Raw genomic sequence first — 14,039 nt, 5'->3', positions numbered from 1 at the left:
TATAAAAACCCAACTTATTTAAAATATTAAAATCCCGGCTATCTGTCGGGATTTTTCTATCTTTGTCAATCAAAAATCTGGATATGGAAATTTATAACATTCTTTTGCATGCACACAAAGGTTTCGCTTACCTCGAACTTTTGTTGGTAGCAGCATTTTTAGTCCTTTTACTTGTAACGATGTTTGGTTACAGCGGTAACATTTCAAAGGCTTTAAAAAAAGTAACATTATTTACAATGATCTTTTTTCACGTTCAATTCTTGATTGGGATCATCATGCTGATTACCAACATTACAAAAGGATTGGATATGGGCGCAGTCATGAAAAATGCTGATTTAAGATTCACTTATGTAGAACATCCTTTCTCTATGTTAATCGCAGCAGTATTAATGACGATTATCAATAAAAAATTCAAAACAACCGAAAAACTGACTATTCCTATTATGTCATTAGGATTGGTTGCAATTGCGTTATTCGTTTTTGCATTCCCTTGGGCTAGAGTTTTCGGATAAATATTTAACAATTTAATTAATCAAAAAACAATGAAAGTAGCTGTAGTAGGCGCAACCGGAATGGTTGGACAAGTTATGCTGAAAGTTTTGGAGGAGAGAAATCTCCCAATTACTGAACTGATTCCCGTAGCATCAGAGAGATCTGTTGGAAATAAGGTCAAATTCAAGGACAAGGAATTCACTATCGTTAGCATGAACGACGCTATTGCAGTCAAACCCGAGATCGCTATTTTTTCAGCTGGCGGTGGAACATCTTTGGAGTTTGCTCCAAAATTCGCTGAAGTTGGAACAGTAGTGATCGATAACTCATCAGCTTGGAGAATGGATCCGACTAAAAAGTTAGTAGTTCCTGAGATCAATGCGAACGTTTTGACAAAAGAAGACAAAATCATTGCTAATCCCAATTGTTCTACAATCCAGTTGGTGATGGTTCTTCATCCGTTGAATCAGAAATATGATATCAAAAGGGTCATTGTTTCAACTTACCAATCTGTTACCGGAACTGGAAAAGCAGCTGTTGATCAACTAAATTCTGAAATAGAATATTCGGTGAACGGAGAGAGCCAAATCAAAGGCGAAAATCCTGAAAAAGTTTATCCTTATCAAATCTTCAAAAATGCATTGCCACATTGTGATGTTTTTGCGGATGATGATTATACTAAGGAAGAAATCAAATTGATGAAAGAGCCTAAGAAAATTATGGGCGACGATACTTTTAATTTGACGGCAACTGCAGTAAGAGTTCCAGTACAGGGAGGACATTCTGAAAGCGTGAATATCGAATTTGAAAACGAATTTGATTTGGAAGAAGTAAGAAAAATTCTTTCTGAAACGCCAGGAGTTGTGCTTCAGGATAACGTTAAAAATAACGAATATCCAATGCCTTTATATTCCGAAGGAAAAGATGAGGTTTTTGTAGGAAGAATCAGACGAGATCTTTCGCAACCCAAAACACTCAATCTCTGGATTGTGGCAGACAATCTCCGAAAGGGCGCTGCTACCAACGCGGTTCAGATTGCAGAATACTTAGTAGCAAACAACTTAGTTTAAACTAACAAAATCTAAAGAATCTTCGAAATTTCGAAGATTCTTTTTTTAGCAATGAAAACAAATAAAAAAACAAATTCCAACATCGGCTTCCAAAGATGGATTGCTGCCATTGGTATTATTCTATTCGTAGGGAAATTAGTTGCCTGGAAACTGACGAATTCCGACGCAGTTTTCTCCGACGCTATGGAAAGCATCGTGAATGTCATAAGTGCTTTTTTGGGGCTTTACGCTTTATATCTCGCTTCGAAACCGAGAGATGAGAATCATCCTTACGGACACGGAAAAGTGGAGTTTGTCACTTCGGCAATAGAAGGCTCTCTCATAAGCATTGCCGGGATAATGATTATCTACGAAGGAACCAACAGTTTGATTTCCGGAAAAGTTCTTAGCAAGTTGGATTTAGGGATTTGGATTATCGCTGCAACTGCCATTATTAATTATATCTTGGGCTATATCTCGATTCAGAAAGGGAAAAGAGAAAACTCAATTGTTTTGATATCCTCCGGGAAACATCTTCAGTCTGACACCATTACAACTTTGGGTGTCGTAGTCAGTTTGGTGTTGGTTTATTTCACAAAAATTGTTTGGATTGATTCCCTTGTTGCATTGGTTTTTGGATTCTACATCATCATTATTGGCTACAAAATCATTAGAAAATCCTTGAGTGGAATAATGGATGAAGCAGATCCAGAAATGTTGGAAAGATTGGCGAGCTTCCTCAATGAGAACAGAAAACCAGAATGGATTGATGTTCACAATATGAAAATTCAGCAATTTGGAAGCCGACTTCATATAGATGCACACATCACTTTACCTTGGTATTTTGAACTAAGAACTGCTCACGATGAGATGGAAGAAGTCATCAAACTAATCGCCAAAAATACCGACAGAAAAGTGGAATTCAATTTTCATATGGATGATTGTAAACCGACTTCCTGTGCTATTTGCCAAATTTTTGAATGCCCGGTTCGCCAACACGATTTTACAAAAAAGGTCGATTGGAATGGTGAGAATATTTCTCAGCCTAATAAACATACATCGGAAAATTAATTACTGATTCTTAAATTTATATTCAATAAAATTTTCGTTCAGTAATTTTAATAATTCTATATGATTTAAACTCATTGTTGATGACGAAATATTAAAAGGAGATCCATAGTTATTCAAATTGAATTTCATTAAGTTTTTCCTTATTTTATTTGTTTCGTTGTTGATGTAATCAATCGAATTATTGATTTGAATGTTAATGATTTTCACGCTATTAATTTTAATTTCAGAAAATCCATCAATATCCTCCCATTTGATAATATCATCTTTTTTGGGATTTACATTAATGCCCTTTTCATTAATAATTAGCATTAATTTATTTTTGATCAACTGTTTTATTGAAACAAAAATCCCATAACCAAAGAAAAGAATGGAAGCGATTCCAGCAATTTTTACTATGAATGGATTTCTAAATAATGAACTTCGTACATTTTCAGCATTCAAAAAACAAAAAAATCCCAACACTACAAATACAACAGAGCCTAAAAGCAACAAAAAAGCTTTTTTCTTATTTGAATAAATTTCTATTTTATTCACAAATCAAAAAATTAATCCTGAATCATCTTTTTACGATAGTAGAAAATCGGAATTAACAGTACCAGTGTCAGCGGTTGAATTACAAATCTTCTCACATAAAATGAGAAAAGATAACCAAAGTCAAACTCATCATTGATGCAAAAGAGATAAATTGGAAATACGATTGCAAAAACCAACAAAATCAAGATAAAAGCCTGTTTTGTCCATTCTTTATTTTGGAAGAGAAAATGGATTATTACCAATGAGAAAAAGGTGTTCAATCCAAATCTAAAAAGATAGCTCACAATTAATTTCCCCCACACAAAATCCGGAAAAATTTCATTTGGATTAGCTGTTTTGAAGAAACGCAAAAAAGGATCATAGAACAATTTATCTTCTAATCCGCGTATCCCGATTAATCCTAAAACGCCCGACAAAACTAAAACCCACTTTAGTATTTTCGGCAATTTTATGGATTGCAAAAGTGAAATTTGAATAATCATTTTTACAAAATTTAAATTCTTTGATAGATTAATAGCATTATGAAATTATCAATCCAAAGATTGAATAAGCATAAATTCATTAGTTACTTGTGAGTGTAAAATAAGTGCTATAAAACGAAGTGTTGAATATTAGAATCAGTTCGATTCTGTAAAGCGCTGTGGAAAATCCCAGCTTGGATAATAAATTTATTTTTCATTGCTTCTCGTGTGTTACACGACAAAATTACAAAAATAAATATTCTTAATTGCTAATAATCAACAATTAAAGTCAAAAAAAAACAAAATTCTGTAATGATAATTAAGATTTATCGGTTTTTTTTAAAGCAAAAAACTGAATCCAGACTAACCAAAGAATAATTACGCCACCATAAATAATCGCTGGAAAAAGGTAATCATGCCCAACTTTTTCGTACTGAGGATATTTTAAGAAAATGATATTCAGTAAAACAATTCTTGAAATATTAAGGATATGAAGTAAAATGATTCCTCCGAGGGCAAATAGAAATGTTTTAGCACCTTTATAAAAAGCAAAAACAAAAGCCGTAAATAAGATTGCGACCGAGAAAACATTACAACCTTCTACCATTCTGGTTGTGAACTTCCCGGATGTTTGAAACAAGACACTATGCAATTTCAAACTATCAACCAAAACAGTTGGGAAGCCTAATACATTTTGCAGAAAAGCGACTTGTTTCGCTACCCATCTTGTAAAAGGATCTACCACTTCGTTCTCATAAGAGTTAAGATAGAATTGATAGAGCAATACCAGAACGATATAGATAACAACGAATCTTAATAAAATTTTCAGAACGGGTAAAAAATCTTTCATTTGTGGGTGTTTATTTTTTAAGGTCAATTGAAATCACACTTTATTTTTATAAAATTCTAAGTTTGTGATTTTAAAGCGTAAAATTACAATTTTTAGCGAATCAAAATCTATTATTAATTAACTTTGTTCTATGCAGGAACATCAGGATTTTTTCAAAGAATTTTTGGGTAAAAACCCGGATTCTTTTATTGCTCTTCCACAAAGTGGCTCTTCCAGAATCAATTATATCGGGAGTTTTGAGGATAAGAAATATGTGATCACTTATAACGAGAATATCCGGGAGAATGAGGCTTTTTTCTATTTTTCCGAGTTATTTCAAAGTCTACAACTTAATACACCGAAGATTTTTAAAATCAATTTTGAAAGAGATTTATATGTTCAGGAGTTTTTGGGAAATAAAACACTTTCGGAAGTTATTACTAAAGAAGGAACTTCTGACCGAGTAAAAAATCTGGTCAAAAAAAGCCTGATAAAACTGTTTGAATTACAGACCAAAACTTTGGGAAAAGTAGATTTCAAAAAAAGCTTTGAGTACGAAAGTTATGATGATTTACCAATTACGCACGATCTTTATTACTTCAAGAATTTTTTGATTGATGTTCTTGAAATTGAATATCACAAATCGACTTTGTTGAAGGAATTCAAAACTATTTCTGAGTTGATTCAGAAGTTGGAGCCAAAGACCTTGATGATTCGGGATTTCCAGTCCAGGAATATTTTGGTGGATGAGAATGATGAGGTTTTCTTTATCGATTATCAATCGGCAATGGAAGGTCCTGCGACTTATGATGTGATTTCTTTTCTTTATCAGGCTAAAGCTAATTTCCCTAATAATTTTAAAGAAGAAATGCTTGAGTATTATGTATCATTCTGGGAAAAGGATTCTGACAAAGAAGCTCTGAAACAATCTTTTGAATGGATGAAAATGATGCGATTTCTGCAGGTTTTAGGCGCTTACGGATTCCGTGGGTTGATACAGAGAAAAAAACATTTTTTAGCAAGCTTACTTCAAGGAATTAATAACATTTATGAACTGAATCAAACGTGGAATGAGATTGCCCTGCAGTTTCCGGAATTGTATTTTATCATTCTAAGATTAAAAAGCAAAGAAGTGCAATCTAAGATTGAGGAATTGATTATAGATTGACTTCGAGAGCCTCAGTCTGACAATGTTGATAGTAAATTTTAAATGACAAATGTTGTTTGGATGACAAAATTCCTAGCCCCGATTGCAGTGGAAATCCTTTTTTGCGTGAATTTCGGGTCTATTGATGTGAAAATTGTCTGCAAAAAAGATTGCAACGGAAAGCGGGAAATAGCTCCTAAGTATTTTTTTAGATTGCTTCACTTCGTTCGCAATGACCTATAAATAAAAAAACCTCAGAATTGCTTCTGAGGTTTTTTCTGAATATTTTCAGTCTCTCTAATTATTTAATACAGTTAATGCATTTTCTTTTACAACTCGCTTAGCGAATCTAAATTTTGGTCCCCAATAGTTATCGTCTAGTGAAGAAACCATTACTCCTTTGGATGTTGCAGCGTGAATAAACTTCACTTCGCCTTCTGGTGTTACATCTTCCACGATTCCTACGTGAGAGATTCTGCTGCCTCTGTGTGAGAAAAATACCAAATCTCCTTTCTGAAGTTCTGTTTTTTCTACAGAATCGCCTTCTTGAGATTGTTGAGCTGCTACTCTTGGAAGGTCCATCCCAGCTGCTGCGCCAAAAACTGACAATACGAATGCTGAACAGTCTATTCCGCTTCTGGAAGTTCCTCCGAATCTGTATGGTGTTCCGAGATAACTTTCAGCTTCGGATAAGATATTGTCAATCGTATTGCTGTGTCTGATTGCATTTTCTATCGCTGACCTTTTGATAACATCGTTTGTATTAGCAATAGATGCTAAAACTTGTTGTCCTTTGTTGTTTGATTTGTCGGTTACGGGTTTTACGTTTACATCCAATGATGCAAATTTGGCATCAGTTTTGTATGTTTGATTGTTAGAAACCACATAGTTAGAAACACAAGACTGAAGTGAAAAAAACGTGGTCACAAATAAGATATAAACTAGAACTCTTTTCTTCATATATATTTAATTATTTGTGTTAAACTTTAGGTTGGTATTTTGTGATTGCATAGCAAAAATAGCCATTACCGTTTAAAGGGTCTTCCAATTCAAACTGAGAGACTTTTAGTTTAACATATTTTAACAGTCTTTTTAAGAATGTTAAAAAAAAACAAACCGCAAAGCCTTTATTTGGGCATTGCGGTTTTATTTTTAGTTAAGATTCTTTAACTTTTTTGTAGATATTTATCTAGTGAAGAGTAATTCTCTATATTTTGTCATTGGCCAAAGCTCATCATCAACCATCATTTCAAGAGCATCAGAAGCCTCTCTGATGTTGTCAAATAAAGGGATAACTTTGGTGCAATATTCCTCTGCTTGTTTTTGACTTCCTGATGTATTTTTAGCTTTTTCTTTAGCTGCCAAAAGTTCGTCAACTCCAACTTTGATTTGGGAAACATTTCCGGAAATATCAGAAATCAACGCCAATTGTTCTTTTGCCAAAGTCTTGAATTCTTTGTCTCCAAAGATTTCTTTCAAACCTTTAACGTTCTCAATCAATCTGTTTTGATAATTAAGTGCTGCGGGAATGATGTGGTTTCTTGCGATATCAGCCAAAACTCTGGCTTCGATATCAATGACTGTTGAGTATTTTTCTAATTTGATTTCATTTCTAGCTTCGAATTCTCTGTGGGAATAGATTCCTAATTCCTCGTAAAGCTCAACGAATTTTTGGTCTAATTCCATTTTAAGAGCTTCCGGAGTTGTCTTCAAATTGTTAAGACCTCTTTTCTCTGCTTCTTTTGCCCAATCCTCAGAATAGCCGTCACCTTCGAACATAATGCTCTTAGATTGCTTGATGTATTCTCTTAATACATTGAAAATGGCTTCATCTTTCTTAAGACCAGTTTCAATCAAAGCATCAACTTCAGTTTTGAAGGTTTTTAATTGTTTAGCCGCAATTACGTTCATTACAGTCATTACTTCCGCACAGTTTGCAGAAGAGCCCACCGCTCTGATTTCGAATTTGTTTCCTGTAAAGGCAAATGGAGACGTTCTGTTTCTATCGGTATTATCTAAAAGAATTTCAGGAATTTTTCCAACAACATTCAGTTTCAACTCCGTTTTTTCTTCAGGAGATAATTTTCCGTCTGTTACTTTTTCCAATTCTTCCAAAACGCCGAACAATTGACTTCCTATGAATGCTGAAATGATTGCCGGTGGCGCTTCATTAGCTCCCAATCTGTGGTCGTTGCTAGCAGATGCGATAGATGCTCTCAACAAATCCGCATAATCGTGAACCGCTTTCAAAGTATTAACAAAGAAAGTCAGGAACTGAAGGTTTTTCTTCGGATTTTTACCTGGACTCAAAAGGTTTTCGCCTGTATCTGTTCCCAAAGACCAGTTGTTATGTTTTCCACTTCCGTTAACACCAGCAAATGGTTTTTCGTGAAATAAAATATGGAAGTGATGCTTGTGTGCAATTCTCGCCATAATATCCATTAATAATGAATTGTGGTCAACTGCAACATTTGCTTCTTCGAACATTGGTGCCAATTCGAATTGGTTAGGCGCAACCTCGTTGTGACGCGTTGTTACAGGAATTCCTAACTTCATACATTCGATTTCCAACTCCTTCATATAGTTCATCACTCTTGTAGGAATCGAACCAAAATAATGGTCATCCAACTGTTGTCCTTTTGCAGGAGAATGTCCTAGCAAAGTTTTTCCTGTTAAAACCAAATCTGGTCTCGATTGATACAAAGCTGTATCTACCAAGAAATATTCTTGTTCCCAACCTAGAGTCGGAGAAACTTTTGTTACATTTTTATCGAAGTAAGATTTGCAAACATCTGTCGCCGCTTCATCAACCGCATTCAAAGCTCTTAATAAAGGTGCTTTATAATCTAAAGTTTCACCAGTATAAGAAATGAAAATCGAAGGAATACAAAGTGTAGTTCCCATAATGAAAGCCGGAGAAGTCGGATCCCAAGCAGTATAACCTCTAGCTTCAAACGTATTTCTGATTCCACCGTTCGGGAAAGAAGAAGCATCCGGCTCTTGCTGAATCAATAATGCACCACTGAATCTCTCAATTGCTCTCCCACCTTCGATTGGTGTGAAGAAAGAATCGTGTTTCTCAGCAGTTGCTCCTGTCAACGGTTGAAACCAGTGCGTGTAGTGTGTGGCTCCTTTGGACATTGCCCAATCTTTCATCGCAACAGCTACCTGATCCGCAATGTGTCTCTGGATTTTTGTTCCTTTTTTAATAGCATCCAAAATGGATTGGAACGCTTCTTTCGTCAGATATTCTCTCATTGTTTCTTCTGAGAATACATTTTGACAAAACAATTCTGAAAGTTTGGAAGGGATAGAAACCGCATTATCCTGTCTGTAATTTCTGAAAGGAAGCTCGGCTAAGGCTTTAAATCTTAATGTTGACATAAAAGTGTGTTATTTTTAACAAGGCAAATTTACAAAAAATATAAATTCAAATTAATTTACCCCTAAAAATTTATGGCCGTTTAAAATAAAAACAATTTTAAATCTTTATACAACCCCTAAATTTTAAGACAAATCAATTAACGTATATAAAACTCTTATTTAATATTTGTTATCAAATTATGAATAAAATTTATTTTTAGAATATTGAGGAGAAAGTTTAACTTTAAAAACTATTAAATTAATAAACCAAGAAGCACACAAAAGCAACAATCGTTTGAAATTCAACCAATTAAACAAATTATTTTGATTTAAATAAAATTTCATACCTTTGCAGACTTTTACAAAAATTTTAATATATGGCAAATTCAAGAGCAAGAGAAACCACAGAAGCTATCGAAAGATTATATGTCTCTATGAGACACTTATTCTATAGAGGATTTTTCAAACCATCTGGAGTGTCGGGCGAATCGTTAAGAAAATTATTAATGGTCATCAATCCCGAAATCTACGGAAGTATGAGTATCCCTAATAAGATAGAACTGGACGGTTTGCTTTATGTTCTTGACCGTCTTCCGGAAGGCATCGAGGAATGTTCTTTTATACACCTGACTTCTGACGAAGGTTTTGACAAAGGAAGTTTCGAGCCAATCGTTCCTAAGAAAAGACGTAGAAACTGCTACAGAATAGATGAACACCAGATGAACATCGAAGTTCTTTTGGGACGTTCTGAGATTTATGATATCCTGACTCACTTGACTTTCCTTTATCTGGAAGCTGATAAAATTAAAAATATCGGTTTCGATTTGGATAACGAAGGTCGCCCAAAGCGCATCTGGAAAATCATTGAAGAGGTTGCAAAAGGCGATAAAAAATACAGCAGAAAAGAAAAAGAAGTAGCTTTGATTCATCTTTCCTCTTTCTTAGGAAGAACTTTTGATGAAACTCTGAATGCTTATAACAACTTCGGAGACGATAAAAACCCTGACCGTTTATTCAAAATCATTTATTGGTTAGGGCAGATCAGCCTTGATGATTGGAGAGAAACAAGAGAAAGAGAAATCTATTTTTCAGCCATTCTTCAGGAACGTGTTGGTCATCACCTTTTCGGGGAAAGATGGGCGAACAAAATCAAAAATATTCTTGTAGAAAACAATCTTCATATGCGTCCGCTTCACATCATCAGTGCCAATATGCACTCGGTGAAAAATATGCTTTTTGCCAATGAGGCGCTTAACAAAAAAGCTACAAAAGAAGTAGATTACAAATTATTTGCTGACATTAGTAACAAGAAAGATCTTCAGGAAAAAATCCTAGACCACGCGTTGAAAGAAGGAATGATTTATATTGATGACAATAGCGGAAGCAACATTGATGTTCAAATCATTGACCTTTCTAAAACTGAACTAAAAAATTCGGTTTTTGCTAATCATAAATATAAAGGCGACGATGTGATTTTGGTTTTCGATTATGCTTTCGGCGAACAAGCTTACGAAGTAATGGACGAGTTGTTAAGACCTTATGAAGTGAACGGCGAAGTTTATATGATGAAAGTAAAATCGGTTTCGATAATGGGGAAAGCAGGAATCTTGACTGGAGGAAAAGGCGACATTATGATTCCCACGTCTCACATTTTTGAAGGAACTGCAGATAATTATACTTTCGAAAACGCTTTGAAATTGGAAGATTTTGTAGATGATGAGGTTAAAGCTTTTGAAGGACCAATGATTACGGTTTTAGGAACGTCACTTCAAAACAAAGATATTTTATCCTATTTTATGACGACTTCTTGGAAAGCCATCGGACTGGAAATGGAAGGTGCGCATTACCAGAAAGCAATTCAAGTAGCGAGCAAAATTCGCCATCACATTTCTCCGGATTTGTTTGTGATGTACGCTTATTACGCTTCTGATAATCCATTAGAAACAGGAAGTACATTATCTTCCGGCGGACTTGGACTCACAGGTGTAAAACCAACTTATATGATTACACATAAAATCATCGAGAAAATTCTTGAAAAGAAATAAAAATAGAAAGCCTCCAAAATTTGGAGGCTTTTTTATGAATAAAATTATCTCTCTGATTTTGCAGATAAAGCAAATTTAAATTTTAATGATTTACTAAATCTACCAAAATTATGAGAGCATCAATTATAATTACATTTAAATATAATTCGCAATCGTGTAAATCAGTAAACCAACCAGTCCACCAACGATGGTTCCATTGATTCTGATGAATTGCAAATCTTTCCCTACTTCCAGTTCCAGTTTTCGGCTGAGTTCTTTACCTTCCCAATTGCCAACGGTTGTACTAATTAACTCACCAAAATTCCGGGTATTTTTCAGAATATATTTATAGGCCGTCAATCTAACCCAATTATCAATTCGGTTTTGGAATTGTTCATCATTCTGAAGATTGAAAACAAACTCGTTAATGTTTTTTCTGACGTAAGATTTCAGTTTAGAATCTTTCTCGGATAATTCTTTGATTAATGACGATTTCAGAGATTGCCAAATGTCAGATGAATATTGTTTGATCTTATCACTTTGCAGAAAATCGGATTTGATAGAATCAAATTCTGTTTCCCATTTTGGTTCTTCTTTTAGTTCTTGTGAAAAATCCAGAATTTTATTCTTGATTTCAGCTCGTAATGGATGATTAAGATTTTCTTCAACTTCCAGAAAATAATCGCTTAAACCTTTGGTGATTTTTTCTGCAATTTTATTATCTACAGATTTCGGAATCAAAAAGAAACTCTCCTTTCCTACTCTTTCGGAAACTATTTGCTGATTCTCAAGAATATAATTTTTGATTTGGGAACTGAGGTTTGTAATGATTTTCTGATGGTCATTTTTGTTGAGAAGATATTCGATTCCGTTTCCGATGACTGAATTTAATTTGATGGAATCTGTCATTTCTTCGGCTTTATTCGAAATAAAATTAACAACCGATTCATCATCGAGTTTATTAATAATATCTTTAAGAATTGAAGATAATTCATTAATCAAAACATCTTGATTTCTCTCTTTGGAAAGCCAATCCCCTACATAAACCGAAACTTTTAGTTTCTGAATATAAGGACGAATATTCTGAGGTGATAGAAAATTATCAACCACAAAATTTCCGAGATTGTCACCAATTTTTTCTTTAGAATTTTCAATCAAATTGGTATGCGGAATCTTAAGACCTAAAGGATAATTAAACAAAGCCGTCACCGCAAACCAATCTGCCAAAGCACCGACCATTGCTGCTTCAGAAAACGCACGGATGTAGCCAATCCAATGCGAATGATTTTCTTTTTGCAAAATCGTCATTGTTATGAAAGTAACCGCCATCAGAATAAATAATCCTGTCGCAAGAGTTTTGTAGCGTTTGAGCTGTTGTTTTTTCAATTCATCATTCATAAATCTGGAAAATCGAAAATCATTCCAAACAAAATTAATCAAAATTTGATGGAATACTCTTGAAAATCACATCAATAAATCTATACTAAAATGTTTATTTTTTTAGTTTTGTGTTTAGAAAACAATTCTATGAAAAAACTCTCTGTTCTGGTGGTAATATTCTTATCATCATTCTTCTACTCACAGACCCAAGACCTTTATGCATTGGCAAAAGGAGAACATTTGGGATTCAATGCGATCTTTGATCAAAAGGACAGCCTGTTCGGTTATGTTTCCATCTATTCTTATGGAAAAAGCAGAGATAAAACCAAAAAATTCGAATATGTAATCCTGGATAAAAACCTGAATCCAATCGCCAACAAAGAGTTCGAAGGTGATATCACAGCTGGTGATTATTATGGCTATATGGATTTCCGAGGCGAAATTATCCTTCGCCCTTCGAGAATAGACCGAGAGTTCGTGACCAACAAAACGGTTTTCACACCTTCTTCTATGGTTATCAATTTGAAAGATAACTCAATCAAGAAAAAAATTTATTACGATTACGACAACGGCAATTTTAAAGAAATCACAGAACAGAAATCTTGGAAAAGCGCCAGAAAAGAAAACCGAGAAGAGAAAAAGGAAAAAGGTTACAATTACATCTCTTATGTCGTAGAAATCAAGGAAGGTGGATATATTGCTGTAGAATATAATGACTACGGAAAGTATGTGAATCACAACAGTCTCATCAAATTTGATGAAAATAAAAAGGAATTATGGCGATACAAGTACAATACTTCTGGTGACAAAAAAATAAATGAGGAGATTTCTTTAATCGATAAGGATGAAAAGCATCTCTTCTTCCTGGTCAAAAAAACGATAGACAAAAACAAGCAATATTCTCTTTTGGTACTTGACATCAAAACCGGAGAACAAAAAAGTTTTGAAAAAATAGAAGTCTTGAACAATGAAACTCTGGATTACATCACGAGTTTGTACTCCTACACTTTCGGGAATATTGATAACGACAAAATTTTCGATGATAAGATTGTAATGCTCGGCAACCATATTACCAATGACCTCCGAAAAATCGGCTACACCAGACTTTTGGTGGATAAAAATACATTTGAGACCAATGTAAAAGACCTTGACCACCTTGATCTTGTAAGTTATATTCCTAAGATCAAAGAAAGTGGACTGGTAGAATCTGGTTATTATTTACATCCTCGTGATGCCTATTTTCTGAAAGACGGAAGCGTTGGTCTAATCTTGGAAAAGTATAAACCAGAAGGACAATATAGCGCACCAAAAACAACAGATTTGGTTTACATTTTTACGGATAAAGATTTTAAAACAAAAGGTGTAAAGATTTTTGAAAAGGAAAAATCAAAATGGTCTAACTCAGATTATCTGTTTTCTCAATATCTGAATGATGGAAAAGATGTGGTTTTCTTCTACCGGGATTATGTAAAAGATATCGAAACAAAGGAGAAAAACTGGAATCTGTACATCAATACATTAATAGACGGAAACTTCAAACAGGAAGTTGTTCCAATCTCTGCAAAAGACGACTATATGGTTTATCCGTATGTTGGGAAAGAAGGCTATATCTTGTTGAGAGAATATAATCAAAAGGAAAAATACAATAAGATCCGTTTGGAACGTCTCAATTATTAAGACAAAAGTCTC

At 34.2% G+C, this 14,039-nt stretch carries 12 protein-coding genes; 6 read left to right on the top strand and 6 right to left on the bottom strand.

What is annotated here, in order from left to right; all coding sequences use genetic code 11:
* Positions 1 to 83 precede the first annotated feature (83 nt).
* Genes KI430_RS13650 through KI430_RS13640 form a run of 3 tightly spaced genes read left to right on the top strand, consistent with a single transcriptional unit; the run spans position 84 to position 2,612 of the window.
* Complete coding sequence (locus KI430_RS13650) at positions 84 to 512, top strand: hypothetical protein (protein WP_120211945.1); 429 nt, start codon at positions 84 to 86, stop codon at positions 510 to 512.
* 30 nt (positions 513 to 542) lie between these two features.
* The gene (locus KI430_RS13645; protein ID WP_248875501.1) at positions 543 to 1,562 is read left to right on the top strand and encodes an aspartate-semialdehyde dehydrogenase; all 1,020 of its coding nucleotides are present in this window, start codon (positions 543 to 545) and stop codon (positions 1,560 to 1,562) included.
* Positions 1,563 to 1,613: 51 nt separating this feature from the next.
* Positions 1,614 to 2,612, top strand: a complete 999-nt coding sequence (locus KI430_RS13640; RefSeq protein WP_248875500.1) for a cation diffusion facilitator family transporter — start codon at positions 1,614 to 1,616, stop codon at positions 2,610 to 2,612.
* Here the strand turns inward: KI430_RS13640 and KI430_RS13635 are convergent, their stop codons facing one another.
* From KI430_RS13635 to xrtF, 3 genes are all read right to left on the bottom strand, one after another.
* Positions 2,613 to 3,146: an STM3941 family protein gene (locus KI430_RS13635; RefSeq protein ID WP_248875499.1), complete on the bottom strand. Its 534-nt coding sequence runs from the start codon at positions 3,144 to 3,146 to the stop codon at positions 2,613 to 2,615.
* Between the two features lie 11 nt (positions 3,147 to 3,157).
* Positions 3,158 to 3,628, bottom strand: coding sequence for an exosortase F system-associated membrane protein (locus KI430_RS13630; RefSeq protein WP_248875498.1), 471 nt, complete (start codon positions 3,626 to 3,628; stop codon positions 3,158 to 3,160).
* Between the two features lie 298 nt (positions 3,629 to 3,926).
* Positions 3,927 to 4,457, bottom strand: a complete 531-nt coding sequence (gene xrtF, locus KI430_RS13625) for an exosortase family protein XrtF (RefSeq protein ID WP_248875497.1) — start codon at positions 4,455 to 4,457, stop codon at positions 3,927 to 3,929.
* A 130-nt stretch (positions 4,458 to 4,587) separates the two neighbouring features.
* Between xrtF and KI430_RS13620 the strand changes: the two genes are divergently transcribed.
* On the top strand, positions 4,588 to 5,604 hold the full coding sequence (locus KI430_RS13620) for an aminoglycoside phosphotransferase family protein (protein WP_248875496.1): 1,017 nt from the start codon (positions 4,588 to 4,590) through the stop codon (positions 5,602 to 5,604).
* Between the two features lie 276 nt (positions 5,605 to 5,880).
* Here the strand turns inward: KI430_RS13620 and KI430_RS13615 are convergent, their stop codons facing one another.
* Entirely contained in the window at positions 5,881 to 6,543 is a 663-nt protein-coding gene (locus KI430_RS13615; protein ID WP_248875495.1) for a C40 family peptidase, read from the bottom strand.
* A 225-nt stretch (positions 6,544 to 6,768) separates the two neighbouring features.
* Positions 6,769 to 8,967 (bottom strand): glutamine synthetase III, encoded by a 2,199-nt coding sequence (locus tag KI430_RS13610; RefSeq protein WP_248875494.1) that lies wholly within the window; start codon positions 8,965 to 8,967, stop codon positions 6,769 to 6,771.
* Positions 8,968 to 9,323: 356 nt separating this feature from the next.
* Between KI430_RS13610 and KI430_RS13605 the strand changes: the two genes are divergently transcribed.
* Entirely contained in the window at positions 9,324 to 10,991 is a 1,668-nt protein-coding gene (locus KI430_RS13605; RefSeq protein ID WP_248875493.1) for a DUF6909 family protein, read from the top strand.
* 135 nt (positions 10,992 to 11,126) lie between these two features.
* Here the strand turns inward: KI430_RS13605 and KI430_RS13600 are convergent, their stop codons facing one another.
* A complete protein-coding gene (locus KI430_RS13600) occupies positions 11,127 to 12,368 on the bottom strand; it encodes a DUF445 domain-containing protein (protein ID WP_248878320.1) in 1,242 nt (413 codons plus the stop codon).
* 129 nt (positions 12,369 to 12,497) lie between these two features.
* Here KI430_RS13600 and KI430_RS13595 point away from each other — a divergent pair, with 129 nt between their 5' ends.
* A complete protein-coding gene (locus tag KI430_RS13595; RefSeq protein ID WP_248875492.1) occupies positions 12,498 to 14,027 on the top strand; it encodes a hypothetical protein in 1,530 nt (509 codons plus the stop codon).
* The last annotated feature ends 12 nt before the right edge of the window (positions 14,028 to 14,039 follow it).

It is taken from the genome of Epilithonimonas zeae, assembly GCF_023278365.1.
In the GTDB taxonomy this organism is placed as follows: Bacteria; Bacteroidota; Bacteroidia; order Flavobacteriales; family Weeksellaceae; genus Epilithonimonas; species Epilithonimonas zeae_A.
Note: the sequence above shows the minus strand (reverse complement) of the source record. Positions and strands in the feature narration are given on the sequence as shown.

Coding starts and splice junctions, on each gene's coding strand:
- KI430_RS13605 (WP_248875493.1), top strand. CDS start 9,324: ATGGCAAATTCAAGAGCAAGAGAAACCACAGAAGCTATCGAAAGATTA.
- KI430_RS13615 (WP_248875495.1), bottom strand. CDS start 6,543: ATGAAGAAAAGAGTTCTAGTTTATATCTTATTTGTGACCACGTTTTTT.
- xrtF (WP_248875497.1), bottom strand. CDS start 4,457: ATGAAAGATTTTTTACCCGTTCTGAAAATTTTATTAAGATTCGTTGTT.
- KI430_RS13620 (WP_248875496.1), top strand. CDS start 4,588: ATGCAGGAACATCAGGATTTTTTCAAAGAATTTTTGGGTAAAAACCCG.
- KI430_RS13595 (WP_248875492.1), top strand. CDS start 12,498: ATGAAAAAACTCTCTGTTCTGGTGGTAATATTCTTATCATCATTCTTC.
- KI430_RS13640 (WP_248875500.1), top strand. CDS start 1,614: ATGAAAACAAATAAAAAAACAAATTCCAACATCGGCTTCCAAAGATGG.
- KI430_RS13650 (WP_120211945.1), top strand. CDS start 84: ATGGAAATTTATAACATTCTTTTGCATGCACACAAAGGTTTCGCTTAC.
- KI430_RS13610 (WP_248875494.1), bottom strand. CDS start 8,967: ATGTCAACATTAAGATTTAAAGCCTTAGCCGAGCTTCCTTTCAGAAAT.
- KI430_RS13645 (WP_248875501.1), top strand. CDS start 543: ATGAAAGTAGCTGTAGTAGGCGCAACCGGAATGGTTGGACAAGTTATG.
- KI430_RS13600 (WP_248878320.1), bottom strand. CDS start 12,368: ATGAATGATGAATTGAAAAAACAACAGCTCAAACGCTACAAAACTCTT.
- KI430_RS13630 (WP_248875498.1), bottom strand. CDS start 3,628: ATGATTATTCAAATTTCACTTTTGCAATCCATAAAATTGCCGAAAATA.